The 17,244-nt window shown below is 31.2% G+C and carries 16 protein-coding genes (1 of these 16 cut by a window edge); 8 read left to right on the top strand and 8 right to left on the bottom strand.

Going from position 1 to position 17,244, the window contains the following annotated elements; translation table 11 throughout:
- The 4 genes from ACZ49Z_RS19105 to ACZ49Z_RS19090 form a co-directional block, all read right to left on the bottom strand.
- Positions 1-14, bottom strand: the 5' end (the start) of a protein-coding gene (locus ACZ49Z_RS19105) for a VOC family protein (protein WP_464305893.1). Its footprint begins 373 nt before the window's first position; the window shows 14 of its 387 coding nt (coding positions 1-14); the start codon lies at positions 12-14; its stop codon lies off the left edge, out of view.
- Positions 15-47: 33 nt separating this feature from the next.
- Positions 48-914, bottom strand: a complete 867-nt coding sequence (locus ACZ49Z_RS19100; protein ID WP_464305892.1) for a nucleoside phosphorylase — start codon at positions 912-914, stop codon at positions 48-50.
- An 86-nt stretch (positions 915-1,000) separates the two neighbouring features.
- Positions 1,001-1,333 (bottom strand): translation initiation factor, encoded by a 333-nt coding sequence (locus ACZ49Z_RS19095; protein ID WP_464305891.1) that lies wholly within the window; start codon positions 1,331-1,333, stop codon positions 1,001-1,003.
- A gap of 142 nt (positions 1,334-1,475) precedes the next feature.
- Complete coding sequence (locus ACZ49Z_RS19090) at positions 1,476-2,429, bottom strand: isopenicillin N synthase family dioxygenase (RefSeq protein ID WP_464305890.1); 954 nt, start codon at positions 2,427-2,429, stop codon at positions 1,476-1,478.
- A 202-nt stretch (positions 2,430-2,631) separates the two neighbouring features.
- Here ACZ49Z_RS19090 and ACZ49Z_RS19085 point away from each other — a divergent pair, with 202 nt between their 5' ends.
- Both ACZ49Z_RS19085 and ACZ49Z_RS19080 read left to right on the top strand, forming a co-directional pair.
- The gene (locus ACZ49Z_RS19085; protein WP_464305889.1) at positions 2,632-4,608 is read left to right on the top strand and encodes an alpha-ketoacid dehydrogenase subunit alpha/beta; all 1,977 of its coding nucleotides are present in this window, start codon (positions 2,632-2,634) and stop codon (positions 4,606-4,608) included.
- Positions 4,609-4,782: 174 nt separating this feature from the next.
- A complete protein-coding gene (locus ACZ49Z_RS19080; RefSeq protein ID WP_464305888.1) occupies positions 4,783-6,435 on the top strand; it encodes a hypothetical protein in 1,653 nt (550 codons plus the stop codon).
- Positions 6,436-6,522: 87 nt separating this feature from the next.
- On the opposite strand, the gene ACZ49Z_RS19075 is transcribed toward ACZ49Z_RS19080, so the two are convergent.
- Both ACZ49Z_RS19075 and panB read right to left on the bottom strand, forming a co-directional pair.
- Positions 6,523-7,221: an RluA family pseudouridine synthase gene (locus tag ACZ49Z_RS19075; protein WP_464305887.1), complete on the bottom strand. Its 699-nt coding sequence runs from the start codon at positions 7,219-7,221 to the stop codon at positions 6,523-6,525.
- 33 nt (positions 7,222-7,254) lie between these two features.
- Positions 7,255-8,073 carry a 3-methyl-2-oxobutanoate hydroxymethyltransferase gene (panB, locus tag ACZ49Z_RS19070; protein ID WP_464305886.1) on the bottom strand — a complete coding sequence of 273 codons (819 nt, stop codon included), beginning with the start codon at positions 8,071-8,073 and terminating at the stop codon, positions 7,255-7,257.
- 185 nt (positions 8,074-8,258) lie between these two features.
- Here panB and ACZ49Z_RS19065 point away from each other — a divergent pair, with 185 nt between their 5' ends.
- Positions 8,259-8,696: a nuclear transport factor 2 family protein gene (locus ACZ49Z_RS19065; RefSeq protein WP_464305885.1), complete on the top strand. Its 438-nt coding sequence runs from the start codon at positions 8,259-8,261 to the stop codon at positions 8,694-8,696.
- 50 nt (positions 8,697-8,746) lie between these two features.
- Here the strand turns inward: ACZ49Z_RS19065 and ACZ49Z_RS19060 are convergent, their stop codons facing one another.
- Entirely contained in the window at positions 8,747-10,171 is a 1,425-nt protein-coding gene (locus ACZ49Z_RS19060) for an L-serine ammonia-lyase (RefSeq protein WP_464308082.1), read from the bottom strand.
- Positions 10,172-10,436: 265 nt separating this feature from the next.
- Between ACZ49Z_RS19060 and ACZ49Z_RS19055 the strand changes: the two genes are divergently transcribed.
- Together ACZ49Z_RS19055 and dnaK are read left to right on the top strand one after the other, a co-directional pair.
- Positions 10,437-11,333, top strand: coding sequence for a metalloprotease (locus tag ACZ49Z_RS19055; protein WP_464305884.1), 897 nt, complete (start codon positions 10,437-10,439; stop codon positions 11,331-11,333).
- Positions 11,334-11,557: 224 nt separating this feature from the next.
- Positions 11,558-13,450, top strand: a complete 1,893-nt coding sequence (gene dnaK, locus ACZ49Z_RS19050; RefSeq protein WP_464305883.1) for a molecular chaperone DnaK — start codon at positions 11,558-11,560, stop codon at positions 13,448-13,450.
- 122 nt (positions 13,451-13,572) lie between these two features.
- On the opposite strand, the gene ACZ49Z_RS19045 is transcribed toward dnaK, so the two are convergent.
- The gene (locus ACZ49Z_RS19045) at positions 13,573-14,223 is read right to left on the bottom strand and encodes a fascin domain-containing protein (protein ID WP_464305882.1); all 651 of its coding nucleotides are present in this window, start codon (positions 14,221-14,223) and stop codon (positions 13,573-13,575) included.
- A gap of 202 nt (positions 14,224-14,425) precedes the next feature.
- Between ACZ49Z_RS19045 and ACZ49Z_RS19040 the strand changes: the two genes are divergently transcribed.
- Genes ACZ49Z_RS19040 through ACZ49Z_RS19030 form a run of 3 tightly spaced genes read left to right on the top strand, consistent with a single transcriptional unit; the run spans position 14,426 to position 17,242 of the window.
- The gene (locus tag ACZ49Z_RS19040) at positions 14,426-15,064 is read left to right on the top strand and encodes an HD domain-containing protein (RefSeq protein ID WP_464305881.1); all 639 of its coding nucleotides are present in this window, start codon (positions 14,426-14,428) and stop codon (positions 15,062-15,064) included.
- A 21-nt stretch (positions 15,065-15,085) separates the two neighbouring features.
- Positions 15,086-16,135: a helix-turn-helix transcriptional regulator gene (locus ACZ49Z_RS19035; RefSeq protein WP_464305880.1), complete on the top strand. Its 1,050-nt coding sequence runs from the start codon at positions 15,086-15,088 to the stop codon at positions 16,133-16,135.
- Positions 16,136-16,141: 6 nt separating this feature from the next.
- On the top strand, positions 16,142-17,242 hold the full coding sequence (locus ACZ49Z_RS19030) for a hypothetical protein (protein ID WP_464305879.1): 1,101 nt from the start codon (positions 16,142-16,144) through the stop codon (positions 17,240-17,242).
- The last annotated feature ends 2 nt before the right edge of the window (positions 17,243-17,244 follow it).

Genomic DNA, 17,244 nt, shown 5'->3' with positions numbered 1-17,244 from the left:
AATCTAACTTTCATATGAGAAATGGTTATTATGAATTAAAATTTTTATTATTTAATTAGTTTTTCAAGTGTATAATCAATTAAGTTTTCAACTGTTTGATATGGGTTAGCGCTAAAATCTCCTGTTGCTCTGTTAGCAATTATTGCATTTAAAGATAAGCAATTATGGCCTAGTAGTTTTCCTAAACCATATATAGCGGCAGTTTCCATTTCTAGATTGGTCATTCTTGTTCCGTTAAAATTGAAATTATCCATTTTGGTGTTCAATTCAGGATCTTGTATTTCTAGTCTTAAAACGCGTCCTTGCGGTCCATAGAAACCACCAGCAGTTCCAGTAAAACCTTTTTGCATTGTATTACTAAAAATTTTTTCAGATAAAGTATTGCTACATTTTATAACATATGGTCGTCCTTTACTTAAATCCCAATTTGTTTGTTCAATAAAAGCATCTTCAATGTCTTTTTCGCTGATAGAATCAATTAAATAAGAGCGTAACATGTTGTCTAAACCAATTGCATATTCACTCATTACTAAACTATCAACAGGGATGTCTTTTTGTAATGAACCAGATGTGCCAATTCTGACAATGTTTAATGCTGTTAAGTCTTTTTTGGGTTTGCGTGTTTCTAAATCGATGTTTACTAGGGCGTCTAACTCGTTTAAAACAATATCTATATTGTCTGGTCCAATACCTGTAGAAATCACTGTTAGACGTTTTCCTTTATAATAACCTGTTTGGGTTTTAAATTCCCGTTTTTGGGTTGTGAATTCAATTGTATCAAAACGATTTGTAATTTTTTCTACTCTTTCTTGATCTCCAACAAATATTATGTCATGAGCTATGTTTTCTGGTTTTAAATTGATATGGTATATACTACCGTCTGGATTTAATATTAATTCTGAATTTTGTATCATTTTATTTAATAATTGTATATTGTATTATGTGTTTTGCATTGTGTTTGTAATAATTTGAATATTGAAATTATTATAGTACACAATCATTAACCACCTACTCGTTTGGTTCTGAAACCTTTTTCTTGTAGGTATTTCATTATTTTATCTCTATAATCGCCTTGAATAATAATTTCACCGTCTTTAAAACTTCCTCCGACAGCAAATTTATTTTTAATTTCTTTGGCTAATAGTTTAAAATCTTCCTCTTCTCCTTCATATCCAGCAATAATTGTAGTTGGTTTCCCTTTTCTTTTTTCATATTTACAAATCATGGGGTCTTTTTGGACGAATAATTCGTGTTCTTTTTCTTCAGTCTCTTCTGGTTCGTTTGTGACTTCATGATTTGGAAATAATTTTTTTAATTGATCTTCTAAACTCATTTTAATGTATATTTTTAATGGTTGTAATAAAACAATTCTTTTGAAGGAAAGTTATTACCTTTTAATTTTTACAAGGTTTTTAAAATCAAAAAAGACATCGAGTGGAACTCAATGCCTTTAATTTGAAATTATAAATTTACAATTATTTTTTAATTAGTCCTAATTCTACTAATCTTTCATGTAAAAAATCACCAGCTGTAATGTCGTCAAATGCTTTAGGATTTTGTTCATCAATACATTCTGGTAAACAATTTAATTCCATTTCGCTAACTGGATGCATAAAGAAAGGAATAGAATAGCGTGAAGAACTCCATAATTCTCTTGGAGGATTAACTACTTGATGAATAGTTGATTTTAATTTGTTATTTGTGTGTCGAGACAACATGTCACCAACATTTATCATTAATTCATCTGGTTGTGCCATTGCGTCAATCCATTCTCCATTGTGATTTTGTACCTGAAGACCTTTTCCTTGGGCTCCCATCAATAAAGTGATTAAGTTAATATCACCATGAGCAGCAGCACGAACAGCCCCATCTTTAGGTTCGTCCGTAATTGGAGGGTAATGAATAGGTCTTAAAATTGAATTTCCATCTTTAATGTATTTGTCAAAATAAAATTCATCTAGGCCAATATATAAAGCTAAAGCTCTAAGGACATATATGCCTGTTTTTTCTAACATTTGATAGGCTTCTTTTCCAACTGTATTGAATTTAGGAAGCTCAGTTACTTCTACATTTTCTGGATATTCATTTTTATATTTTGAATCTTCAGAAACATATTGGCCAAAATGCCAGAATTCTTTTAAATCTCCAGCAGAACGTCCTTTTGCATGTTCTTTTCCAAAAGAAACATAACCTCTTTGTCCTCCAATTCCTGGAATTTCATATTTTGATTTGTTTTCGAGAGGTAATGAGAAGAAGTTTCTTACTTCTGCATATAAATCCTCTACTAATTTGTCATCTAAGAAATGACCTTTTAATGCTACGAAGCCGATTTCTTCGTAGGCTTTTCCGATTTCATTTACAAATTTTTGTTTACGTGTCGGATCATCCGACAGGAAATCACGTAAGTCAACACTTGGAATTTTTTGCATTATATTACATTATTGTTAATAACTTACAATAGGCTTTACACCTACATAAAACAAAGGTAATTAAATATTTTTAATTGAAATTCTGAAAGTTATTAACATTCAGAATTTGAGCAATAAAAAAATATTGATATTTTTTTGTAACAATCTACTTGTAAAATGTTATTTTTCCTATTTTTGGTATTCAATTTAAGATAACATTTGTATGAATTTCGATAGAAAAGATTTAAGCAACAGAGACCTTATAGAATTATATAAAAGACTTTTAAAGCCTAGAATGATTGAAGAGAAAATGTTAATTCTTCTCAGACAAGGAAAAGTTTCAAAATGGTTTTCTGGAATAGGTCAAGAGGCAATATCTGTGGGTATAACATCTGTTTTAGATCAAGATGAGTATATTTTACCAATGCATCGAAATTTAGGTGTTTTTACTTCGAGAGATATTCCTTTGCATCGACTTTTTTCGCAATGGCAAGGAAAGAAAACGGGGTTCACAAAAGGGAGAGATAGAAGTTTTCATTTTGGTACTCAAGAATATAATATTATTGGGATGATTTCTCACCTTGGGCCACAAATGGGTGTTGCAGATGGTATTGCTTTAGCAAATAAATTAAAAAAGAATGGTAAAGTTACCGCTGTTTTTACAGGTGAAGGTGCAACTTCGGAAGGAGATTTTCATGAAGCTTTAAATATCGCATCGGTTTGGGATTTGCCTGTCTTGTTTGTAATTGAAAATAATGGTTATGGTTTGTCAACACCTACAAATGAACAATATCGTTGTGAAAACCTAGCCGATAAGGGTATAGGCTATGGAATGGAAAGTCATGTTGTGGATGGAAATAATATTTTAGAGGTATATAATCTAGTATCTCAATTGAAAGCTTCAATGATTGAAAATCCTAGACCGGTGTTATTAGAGTTTAAAACCTTTAGAATGCGAGGTCATGAAGAAGCGAGTGGCACTAAATATGTTCCACAGGAGTTAATGGATATGTGGGCTGAAAAGGATCCGATTTCTAATTTTAGGGAATATTTGTTTAGAACTTTTGTGATCAACGAACAAGATGATGTCTTTTTTAAATCTAAAATAAAAGAAGAAATAGATGAGCATTGGGCATTAACACAATCTCAACCAGATGTAATTTCGGATTTAGAAGAAGAGTTAAGTGATATGTATATGCCTTATACTTTTGAAGCAATTGAGCCATCAGAAGAAAAGGAAAATATTCGTTTAATTGATGCAATTTCTAATGGATTACGTCAATCCATGGAAAGACATGAAAATCTTGTTATTATGGGACAAGATATTGCAGAATATGGAGGAGCATTTAAAATTACAGATGGATTTGTAGAAGCATTTGGAAAAGAAAGAGTTCGAAACACACCAATTTGTGAAAGCGCTATCGTTTCTGCTGCAAACGGACTTTCTATTAATGGTTACAAAGCGGTGGTTGAAATGCAATTTGCTGATTTTGTTTCTACAGGTTTTAATCCAATTGTGAATTTATTAGCAAAACAACATTATCGTTGGAATGAAAAAGCCGATGTTGTGGTTCGTATGCCTTGTGGAGGTGGAACACAAGCTGGCCCTTTCCATTCGCAAACTAATGAAGCTTGGTTTACCAAAACTCCTGGACTAAAAGTGGTTTATCCTGCATTCCCTTATGATGCAAAAGGATTATTGAATACGGCTATTAACGATCCAAATCCGGTAATGTTCTTCGAACATAAACAATTATATAGAAGTGTTTATCAAGATGTACCAAAAGAGTATTATACTCTTCCATTAGGCAAAGCAGCACTTTTGAAAGAAGGTAGTGCAGTAACAATTATTTCGTTTGGAGCTGGTGTGCATTGGGCATTAGAAACGTTGTCAAATAATCCAGATATTAGTGCTGATTTAATAGATTTAAGAACGTTGCAACCTTTAGATTGGGAAACAATTTATACTTCTGTTCAAAAAACAAATAGAGTAATTATTTTACAAGAAGATACACTGTTTGGAGGAATTGCAAGTGATATTTCTGCAATGATTATGGAGAATTGTTTTGAATATTTAGACGCTCCTGTAAAAAGAGTAGCAAGTATTGAAAGTGCTATTCCTTTTGTGAAAGCTTTAGAAGATCAATATTTACCTAAAACAAGGTTTGAAGAAGCATTGAAATCGTTGCTGGAGTATTAATAATGTAAGAAAATTATATTTTAAATAATAAATAACAACTATCTTTGTTTGATTTTGCAAAGGTCGTATTTTGTCGAAATCATTTTTGAAGTTACTTGTTGCTTCAAAAATGATTTTCGTATTTATTACAAATGCAGAAGCAAGATGTTTATAGATAATATATATAGTTTTAAAATGAAAAAAACAATTCTATTAGCAACGTTTCTAATTAGTTCTACGCTTGCTTTTTGTCAGAAATCGTTGTCACCTGACTATTCTTACAGTATTAGTGCACCGTATAAAGTTTTTGATGCTCCAAGTAAATACTATTTTTCTAAAGGAAATGAATCTGTTTCATTGAAATTTTATAAAAGAGATATTTTTATTCAGAAATTTAATAATGATAAACCAGCTTTTATAAAAAGTACATTACAAGAGGATTTTTTTCCTAAAAACTATAGAATTGAAAGTGTTTTAGAATTGGGAGAAAATATTTATGTTTTTTATTCTTCTTGGAATGGTAAAGATGATCAGGAGCAATTATTTTCTGTAATATTAGATTTTGAAAAAGGAAAGCTTTCAGAAGTACACAAACCTATTATTATTGTTGAAGGTAAGCTCACTGGAGGTAGTAATTTTCATTTTTTTGGAGGAGGTTTAAGAGATATGATTAATGGAACTCAAGATAAGTTCGATTTTATGTTGTCTCATGATAAAAGAAAAATGTTGGTGCAATATGTAAAAAAACCAGAGATTAAGAATGATAAAAAAAATTATAACGTTATTGGTTTGGTTGCTTTCGATGAAAATTTGAATAAAGTTTCTGATAGAGAGGTAAAAATGCCATACACAGAAAGAAGGATGGATAATCTTGATTATCAATTGGATAATGAAGGAAATATGTATCTTCTTGCAAAAGTATATCATGACGACAGTAACGATGATAAAAAAAGAAACAAAGATGAATTTGCGAACTATCATTTAGAATTATTTTATATTAAAAATGGATCAAGTGATATTGAAATTTCTAAATTCGATAATAAAGATAAGTTCGTAAACAAATTATGGATGTTTGATTCTTCAAATGATTTTTTAATTTGTGGTGGTTATTTTAGTAATGGTAAAGGAGAAGATTTAAGCGATAGTGATGGTGTTTTAGCTTTTAAAATTGACCGAAATGGAAAGATTTATGACGAAACTTTTCATAGTATTCCTATTGAGTTAATAAATCAATATGAAAGTAAAAAAACAAAGAAGAGAAATGAAAAGAGAGAAGAAAAAGGAATTGAAGCTAAGATTCCAAATTTAGAATTAAAAAATATAATAATTAACGAGGATGGAAGTTTGGTGCTTATTGGTGAACAAGATTTTATTGTGACAAGAACATCAATGAATGCAGATGGGTCAAGTAGAACATCTACTAGTTTTCATTATAACGATATATTTATTACAAAAATAGGCGTTGATAAGGATTTAAAATGGATGAAAAAAATACCAAAAACTCAAGCTGGAGTTAGGGGTATAGGAGGGATGTCATTTAAATATTGTAATTCTAATAATTATCATTATCTAGTTTTTTTAGATAATGTTAAAAATATTGATTTACCGATAGATAAAACTCCAGCAGGGCATAGAGATGGAATGGGTGGTTATTTAACGGCAGTAAAAGTTTCAGATAGTGATGGAAGTCTTAGTAAATCCTCAATTTTAAACGGACGAGAAATAGAAGATTTTCAAATGCATCAATTTGCTGTGAGTAGAGTTTTTCAAACGAGTCAAAATTCTTTTATGTTTGAAGTTTACAAAAAGAAAAAAGAAGATGTAATGATTAGAGTCACTTTAAATTAAAAACTTTAATATTGTATGATAAAACAAGCCTAGAATAATATTATTCTAGGCTTGTTTTGTTCGATTAAATTCTTTATCTTCTCTTAGTTAAGAAATAGCATTCCAAATTACCTCTTTAGGTGTTGGGGCTATAATTTTTAAAACTTCTTTGGTAACAGGATGATTAAAGATTAATTGCCTTGCATGAAGATGTATTCCTCCATCTGGGTTACTTCTGTCGAAACCATATTTCAAGTCGCCTTTAATAGGGCAGCCAATAGCTGCTAATTGGGCTCTTATTTGATGATGTCTTCCGGTATGCAGTTGAATCTCTAATCCAAAGTAGTTGTCTAGTCTTTTGATAATCGTATATTCTAAACTAGCTTTTTTACTGTCAGGAACTTCTTTAGTGTGTGCTTTGGAAGTATTATTTTTCGGATTTCTCTTTAAATAATGAATTAATGTATCATTATTTTTTGGTGGACAGTTTTTAACCACAGCCCAATAGGTTTTTTGTGTATCTCTATTTTTGAAGCTTTCGTTTAAACGAGTTAATGCTTTAGATGTTTTAGCAAAAACTACAATACCAGTAGTTGGTCTATCTAGACGATGAATGACTCCTAGAAAAACTTCGCCTGGTTTATTGTATTTTTCTTTGAGATACTCTTTTACAACTTCAGATAAAGGTTTGTCACCAGTTTTGTCACCTTGAACAATGTCACCAACACGTTTATTAATCACAATAACATGATTATCTTCATGAAGAACTTGAAGATTGTCTTTTGTAGAAATAATTTTCTCAGCCATTATTTAAAATAGAATACTATTTAATTATAAAAATTAGTATTGTTCATTTTCGTTTGGAAAATCAATTGTTTTAACATCGGAAACATATTGACCTATAGCTGCTGTCATATCTTCATATAAATTCATGTATCGTCTAAGGAAACGTGGACTGAATTCATGTGTCATTCCAATCATGTCATGAAGGACTAAAACTTGACCATCAACACCATTGCCAGCACCAATACCAATTACAGGAATCGTGATACTTTCTGCTACTTTTTGAGCTAATGCAGCAGGTATTTTTTCCAAAACTAATGCAAAACAACCCACTCTTTCAAGCATTTTTGCATCTTCTATTAGTTTTTCTGCTTCTTCGTCTTCTTTTGCTCTAACCGTATATGTTCCAAATTTATATATTGATTGTGGTGTAAGCCCTAAGTGTCCCATGACAGGAATTCCTGCATTCAAGATGCGTTTAATACTCTCTTTAATTTCTTTTCCACCTTCTAATTTTACAGCATGTCCGCCACTTTCTTTCATTATTCTTATTGCTGAACGCAAAGCTTCTTTAGGGTCAGATTGATAAGACCCAAAAGGTAAATCCACAACAATTAGTGCTCTTTGTGCAGCACGAACAACTGAAGAAGCGTGATAAATCATTTGGTCTAAAGTGATTGGTAGTGTAGTTTCGTGTCCAGCCATTACATTACTTGCTGAATCACCAACAAGAATCACATCTACACCAGAAGAATCTACAATTTTAGCCATAGTATAATCGTAGGCTGTTAACATTGAGATTTTTTCTCCATTTTCCTTCATTTCAACAAGGCTTTTGGTGGTGATTCTTTTGTAATCTTTTTTAGCTACAGACATTTTTTATAAATTATATGTTTGGGAATTAATTAGAAAACTTTAATAAAATCTAAAAATAATTAAAATTTTGAAGATTTTAACTAGGCAAATGTAATAAATCAAACAGGATATAAATTATTCAAATTAATAAAATTTGTTTTTAGTGTAACATTTTCTTTAAAAATGAAACAAATTAAATAAAAAACATGAAAAGAAATATATTAATATGGCTTTGTTCCTTTATGGTTTTTCAATCATTTTGTCAAGAAAAAGAAGTAAAAGAATCGGTAGAACAATTTTTTATAGCTTTTCATAATAAAGATACTATTAATTTGCGGAAAATGGCTCATGAAAATATTGTCATAAATTCTGTTTCAGATAAAAAAAATCAATCTGCTTTACAAAAAAGTAGCTATAGTGTGTTTTTAAAACAAATAGCTTCTATACCTAATACTATTGTTTTTTTAGAAAAAATACTAGATTATAAAATTCAAATTGATGCTAATTTAGCCCATGTTTGGACACCCTATGAATTTTATGTGAATGGAAAATTCAGCCATAAAGGTGTTAATTCTTTTATTTTGATTAAAGACGGAGAAGAATGGAAAATTGTTCACCTTATTGATACTAGAAGAAAAGAATAGCTTTTAAAAAAGGGATAATTACCTATTAGTAAAAATCCCTTTCTATTTTATTAACAATCTGCCAAGTTTACAGCAATAGCTAAACCGCCTTCAGAGGTTTCTTTATATTTTGTGTTCATATCTTTGGCTGTTTCCCACATGGTATTTACAACTTTGTCTAAAGGAACTTTAGCATTTTTAGCGTCAGTTTCTAAGGCTAGTTCGGCAGCATTAATAGCCTTAATAGCTCCCATAGTATTGCGTTCAATGCAAGGAACTTGTACTAAACCTCCAATAGGATCGCAGGTTAAACCTAAATGGTGTTCCATGGCTATTTCGGCAGCAACAAGAACCTGTTCAGGTGTTCCTCCCATTATTTCACATAGCGCTCCTGCTGCCATAGCACTAGAAACGCCTATTTCGGCTTGGCAACCACCCATGGCCGCAGAAATTGTAGCACCCTTTTTGAAAATACTTCCAATTTCTCCAGCAGTCATTAAAAACTGCTTTATTTGTTCTTCGTTCGCATCATGATTTTCAATTACTAAATAATACATTAAAACAGCAGGAATTACACCAGCACTTCCATTTGTAGGTGCAGTAACTACTCTTCCAAGTGATGCGTTCACTTCGTTAACAGCTAAAGCAAAACAGCTTACCCATTTTAGTATTTGTCTAAATTTCACTTCAGTTTGACGAATTATTTGCATCCAAGAATATGGATTATCATAAGGAAGGACTCCAATTAAATTTTTATGCATGTCATAGGCTCTTCTTCTAACGTTTAGTCCACCAGGTAATGTTCCTTCTGTGTGACAGCCAATATACATGCATTCTAGCATGGTGTCCCAAATGCGCATCAATTCACTGTGAATTTCTTCTTCACTTCGCATTGACTTTTCATTTTCATAAACAATTTCAGAAATTTTCTTGTTTTCAGATTTGCAATATTCTAGAAGTTCAACACCCTTCTCGATAGGAAATGGGAAAGCACACTTCATAATTTCGTTTTTAGCAGCATTTTCTCTTTCTTCTTTTACAACGAAACCACCACCAATAGAATAATATGTTTCTTCAATTTCTTGATTGTCTGTGTAGGCAGTAAATTTTAGACCGTTAGCGTGGAATGGTAAAAAATCTCTATTAAAAATAATATCCTTTTCAAAGTCAAAAGGAATAATGATTTCATTTCCTAAAAATATTTCTTTTTTATTTTTTATTGCAGTAATAATTATATCAATACTTTCTACTGGGATATACTCTGGATCTGCACCACTCAAACCTAGCATAACTGCCAAGTCTGTTGCGTGTCCTTTCCCTGTTAATGATAATGATCCGTATAGGTCAACTTTAATTCTGTTAATGCTATCAATTAAATTTTCTTTGCGTAACTCTGCTAAAAAACGTTCAGCACCACGCCAAGGTCCTAATGTATGAGAACTTGAAGGGCCAACACCAATTTTTAACATATCAAAAACTGAAATACATTCCATAATTTCTAATTATAACTTTTTATGTGCTGCAAATATAAGAGACAAAGAACTATAATTCTTTAAATAAACGCGGTTTGTTAATTTTTACAAGTTTTTCATGTTTTTTGTTAAAAAAAATGAAACAAAATGGTTAAACATCGATGAAATGTTTTTTTAATCGCTAAAAAACATTATAACTATTTTTTTAACATTTAAAATGTAAATAATGTAAAAATAATGCAATTTTATTTCATAATATTGTCCTATTAATAATCTTAACTATTTTTTAATGAAAACAAATTTCAAAAATGCATTCCTATTATTGGGAGCAATTGCATTAACAACAGCAGTATCTTGTACTAAAGATGATGAAGCAAATTCAAACACACAAGAAGAAGTTTTAGCAGTTGTAGATCAGCAACCTAGTTCTGCAGAAAGTCAATGTGGTTATGTTGATGGAAACTGGAGTTCTTCAGCGGTTTTGAGTACTACGATTGGAACTTCATCAGAAACTAATTTTATGAATACTCAAAATTCTAGAATTGCTTCTGTTTGGGGAAGACCAGCTGTTACACTTCGTTTTGTAAAAGATCCAAGCAATCCAGGATCTACTTACAATGCTATTTCATATAGTTATCCTGCAAAAATTTATTATGGAGAAGCTATTTACAAAGCGGCTAAAGCAAAATCAAGTGACAACATGGTTAATGCAATGATTTTAGCACATGAGTTTGGACATCAGTTACAGTATACCTATGGGTTACCTTCACGAAATGAGTCTACTGCTCGTGCTGCTGAGTTAGAAGCAGACGGAATGGCTGGATACTATTTAAGAAGACCAACAGGTTTTAACAAATCATCATTCTCAGATATAGCATCTGCTTATGAGTTTGCAGCAGCTATTGGAGATAATTGTACAACTTGTCCTGGTCATCATGGAACAGCAGCACAAAGACGTTCTGCGGTTCGTTTAGGGTTTTTATTAGGAGCTTATAGCCTAAATGCACAAAGTTTTGATTATAATTTCTTCTATTACTATTCAGGAGTATTGAATGGTCAATACAGACAAGCACAATCTGAATATTTTAATCCAGAAATAGATGCTTATATTCGTGCTCATGCTGAAGAATTAAGAAGAATTCAATCTGGTGAAATGTCAGATGAAGAATATTTTAACTTAAATTAATACATCTTATTCCTATGTTAAAGAAGCTGCCTTAGGGTAGCTTTTTTTATTTTAATAAATAAAGATTTCTAATGTGTAACTTTGGTTAAAATGACAAAGTGTCATTTTTTTTGTTCCTATTCTGTCAAAAAAGTAAGCTTTTCGTACTTGGCATAATCATTGAAATAAACAAATCAGATTTTTAAAATGAAATAAATACACCAAATAAATTAAGATTAAAAGTTATGAGTAAAATTATTGGAATTGATTTAGGAACAACAAATTCTTGTGTTGCTGTTATGGAGGGTGGAGAGCCAGTCGTAATTGCTAATGCAGAAGGAAAAAGAACAACACCTTCAGTAATTGCTTTTGTAGAAGGAGGAGAGATTAAAGTTGGAGATCCTGCTAAAAGACAAGCTGTAACTAATCCTACAAAAACTATTGCTTCTGTAAAACGTTTTATGGGTAATAAATATTCTGAAAGCGCTAAAGAAGCTTCTACAGTAGCTTATAAAGTTGTTAAAGGAGACAATGATACACCAAGAGTTGATATTGACGGAAGATTATATACACCTCAAGAATTGTCAGCAATGACACTTCAAAAAATGAAGAAAACAGCTGAAGATTATTTAGGGACAGAAGTAACTAAAGCTGTAATTACAGTTCCTGCTTATTTTAACGATGCACAACGTCAGGCAACTAAAGAAGCAGGTCAAATTGCAGGATTAGAAGTAATGCGTATCATTAATGAGCCAACAGCTGCTGCGTTAGCTTATGGTTTAGATAAGCAAGGTAAAGATCAAAAAATTGCTGTTTATGACTTAGGAGGAGGAACATTTGATATTTCTATCCTTGAATTAGGAGATGGTGTGTTTGAGGTATTATCAACAAATGGAGATACACACTTAGGAGGTGACGATTTTGACCAAGTTATTATTGACTGGTTAGCAAATGAGTTTAATAGTGCAGAAGGAGTAGATTTACGTAAAGATCCTATGGCTTTACAACGTTTGAAAGAAGCTGCTGAAAAAGCAAAAATTGAGTTATCATCTTCTGCTCAAACAGAAATCAACTTACCATATGTTACAGCTACAGCTACAGGACCAAAACACTTGGTGCAAACATTAACACGTGCAAAATTTGAACAATTAGCAGATGCTTTAGTAAAACGTTCAATGGAGCCAGTTGCAAAAGCATTGAAAGATGCTGGTTTATCTACGTCAGATATTGATGAGGTTATCTTAGTAGGTGGTTCTACTCGTATTCCTGTTATCCAAGAGCAAGTAGAAAAATTCTTTGGTAAAAAACCATCAAAAGGAGTAAATCCAGATGAGGTTGTAGCAATTGGAGCAGCTATTCAAGGTGGTGTATTAACAGGAGATGTAAAAGATGTATTATTATTAGATGTAACGCCACTTTCATTAGGTATTGAAACTATGGGAGGTGTAATGACAAAATTAATTGACGCTAACACTACTATCCCTACTAAAAAATCACAAGTTTTCTCTACAGCAGCTGACAATCAGCCATCAGTAGAAATCCATGTGTTGCAAGGGGAAAGACCAATGGCAACAGATAATAAAACTATCGGGCGTTTCCATTTAGACGGTATTCCACCAGCACAAAGAGGTGTACCTCAAATTGAAGTAACTTTCGATATCGACGCTAATGGTATTATTAAAGTATCTGCTACTGATAAAGGAACTGGAAAATCACATGATATTCGTATCGAAGCTTCTTCTGGATTAACACAAGAAGAAATCGAAAGAATGCGTAAAGAAGCCGAAATGAATGCCGATGCGGACAAAGCAGCTATGGAGAAAGCTTCTAAATTAAACGAAGCAGACAGTATGATTTTCCAAACAGAAAAACAATTAACAGAGTTTGGAGATAAATTGTCTGAAGGAAACAAAACAGCAATTGAAGGAGCTTTAGAAGAATTGAAAAAAGCATACGAAACTAAAGATGTAGATACAATTACTCCAGCTTTAGATAAAATCAATGAAGCTTGGAAAAATGCATCAGAAGAGATGTATAAAGCACAAGCGGAAGGACAAGGAGCTCCACAAGACGCTCAACCACAAGGAGATGCTTCTGGAGATCAAACTCAAGATGTAGATTTTGAAGAAGTGAAATAATTTCATTGCTTTAAAGAATGTAAAAACCCCGAATTTTAATTAATTCGGGGTTTAGTTTTTTGTACCTCGTTTAAACTGAAAACGCTTAATGTTTAAATTTAACTCAGGTTAAATATAAAATTTTATTGTTTCGACATTTGAAAACAATTCAAATTACTAAGAACAGAAATTGTAGGGTCAAATGGAGCTCCTGCTTTTGCATAACCCAATCCGTCAGGTCTTAAATATTTGTTCCAAGTAGATTTTAAAGAAACCATAGCTAAATAACCTGTAGAACTATAAAAAATAGAGTTACCAACAGTTACATTACTAGGAGCATAGACTCTCCATTTTTCCCAAGGACCAATAGCTGTTCTGTTAACGTTTACATCATTGTCCCAAGATTCTGCACAAACATAATAATTATTAGCAATACATCTTAGTGCAATTTCATCACCCGTTTTTACTTGTGCAGTAGAACTAGGGTTGTTTGGATTTATAATTTTAAATTTTGCATAAGGAAACCAAACATTATTCACCCAAGGAGTAGTAGAATTCCATTGCTTGTTTATTGTTGCATCTCCATTCGCTTCCCCTGTGAAAAATTTTCTTGAGTTAAAATGAAAAATAGTTACAACATCTCCATAAGTCATGAATCGACTTCCTGTTTTGTTTAACTGAGAAGCATTCTCATTTGTAGTAGAAGTAGCAGTTGTTGAAAAATCTTCATCATTTGAACAAGAGAAAAACGATACAAACACAAGTAATAAAGCTGTTTTTTTGAATAATTTCATAATTTGTTAAATTAATTTTCCCTACTCTTTTTATTATGGTTTTTCAGGATACACCATTTGATCGATCTTTAGCTAGTGCCATTATTTTATTTTTATTACCCATTTTTTTAAAAAAAATAATTTTGGATAGTGCATTATTAATGTTTTAGATTTTTTTTTTGATTTTAAAAGCATTCTTTTTCTTCTTCAAACCTTTTAAAAAATGCGTATTTTTGAGGAAAGAACTTACATGAATTTGAAAACAATATACTTCGACCTCTTAGCAACAATTGGTTTTCGCCAAAATGACATAGAAAAACATTGGATGATATTGGAAAAAGCCTATTCTCAAAAAAATAGATACTATCATAATTTGTCGCATTTAGAAAACATGATGCTAAGTTTTAAAAAGTATCAATCTGAAATTCAAATGCAAAATGAAGTGTGCTATGCAATTTTCTATCATGATATTGTCTATAATGCGAAGAAAACGGATAACGAATTAAAAAGTGCCGAATTTGCTTTGAGTATTATTCCTAAAGAAGTAACTATCAATAGAACTTTAGTTTTTGATATGATTGTAGCCACAAAACAACATGAGCATAATGAAAATGAAGATACCAATTGGTTAATCGATTTTGATTTAGAAATTCTAGCCAAAGATTGGGATAATTATGAAGCTTATTACAAACAAATTAGAAAAGAATATAGAATATATCCCGATTTTCTATATAAGCCAGGTCGTAAAAAAGCGTTGCAGCATTTTTTAGAAAATGCTACGATTTACCAAACGGAAACCTATCAAAATTTGTATGAAGCTAAAGCAAGAGAAAGCATTCAAAAAGAAATAGCACAGCTATAAAAACTATTTAATTTTAAGAAAATGGCACAAAATAAAAACGCACTCATACGATATAAAACCATAGATAAATGTTTGCAAAACAAATACCGTCAATGGACGTTAGACGATCTCATTGAAGCTTGTTCCAATGCTTTGTTTGAATATGAAGGCAAAGAAAGTAATATCAGTAAACGTACCATTCAGTTGGATATACAAATGATGCGTAGTGAAAAACTAGGGTACAATGCCCCGATTGTAGTCTATGACAAAAAATATTACAAGTATGAAGATGAAGATTTCTCCATAACCGATATACCCTTAACGGAAACCGATATCAATGTATTAACGGAAACCGTTTCCATGCTAAAACAATTCAAAGATTTTTCACTTTTTAGTGATGTGTCTGATATTTTACAACGTTTGGAAGATAAAATCTATGCCGAAAAATCACATACTAAGCCTGTAATACACCTAGATAAGAACGAAAAACTAAAAGGTTTACATTTTTTAGACGAATTGTATCAGGCCATAGTAAAAAAAATAGTATTAAAGATCAATTATAAATCCTTTAAATCAAAGGAAGCCAACGAGTTCTATTTTCATCCTTTTATACTAAAAGAATTCAATAATAGATGGTTTTTGGTAGGTAAAAAAGGGAATAAAGAAGAAGACAGAATTATTACAAATTTAGCTTTAGACCGAATTGTCTCTATTGATTTCGATTTTTCATTAGACTATCATGATAGTAATTTTGATGCCGACGAATACTATAAAAATGTAGTAGGAGTGACTGTTAATAATGGTTTAGATCCTCGAAAAATTAGAATCTATGTTGATGCAGCCAATGCGCCCTATGTAATAACGAAACCCTTTCATAGCTCACAAAGAGTAATACAAGAAAATGAAGACGGAAGCGTAATTATTACCTTATATTTAATTATAAACTATGAATTAGAACGTTTGTTATTAGGCTTTGGAAACGGTGTTGAAATCATTAAACCTGCATTTCTTCGCAACAGAATTAGAAATATTGTAGAACAAACCGCAGAAAAATATAGACTTTCTGATGAGGAAAATAATATAAAAGCATAAAAAGTAATGAAAGTAAATATAATTGTTATCTGTTTCTTTGTGATGTTTTCATGCAAAAAAGAACTTAAAAATAACCTGAATAAAGAAGTCACCGCTCAGGATACTGTGAATGAAAGTGCAATAGAAAAAGACACTATTGTATTATCTGAAACAGAAATCAAATTTTTAAAGAAACTTATAAATGATGATATTTCTGGGCAAAAATATGATGAAATACAAACCAAAACAGCACCTTTTTACGTTGATTATCCTAATGAAGGAGATCGTTATTCTGTTTCTTTTTCAATTGTAGCAAGAACAGATTTTAATAATGACGGAGTTGTAGATTATATTGTAAATCGCAATTCAGAAGGTATGCTAGGTGGTAATGCAAATACCAATCAAGAATATTTGTTTTACATTATGAAAGACGATATCAATGCATTACAAACACATTCTATTTTAGGATATGCTCCATTTTCATATAATATAATCGATAAAGCAACATTCAAAGCCAACAAATTTGAAGTGGATGTTACTCAAAATTTTAGAACCTATATGAGCGAAGATTTAGATTCTACTTCGCTATCATTCATTTATACAAACGGAAATGTTTACGAAACATCCTATTTGTCCAAATGTGCTTTGGCAAAATTAAAATCAAAAACAATTTATAAAGAAATGTCAAATGTTAGCAAGCGAGAAAGAACCATTGACATGCACAACTATACAGAAATAATTGAAGAGGTATATAAAAATCAAGACACCCTAATTACGGCAAACCTTTCAGGTTGTGATAATTTATTGTTAACTTTTGAAACATCTTACATTGTTGATGATACTTACCTAAATGACAAAATATATCAAAAAGAAATAGCGCTCAATTTACTAACTTTCTTATCTAAAAACACTCAATTTTCTAAAAATATAGAAGTTGTTAAAGAGTACCTTGAAGAACATTCATTTACGGATGAATTTATAGACATTTCAAAAGTATATCGTTTCAGACTCTTAATTCAGCCCAATAGAAATGATAAAAATCTTTTGCGTTACCTACTTCAAATTGAAGAAACTAGAAATCCGAACCAATCTGAAAATTGGGAAATCACAACACGTAAAAAGCAATAAAC

This window comes from Flavobacterium sp. KY-23415 (genome assembly GCF_055384985.1).
Note: the sequence above shows the minus strand (reverse complement) of the source record. Positions and strands in the feature narration are given on the sequence as shown.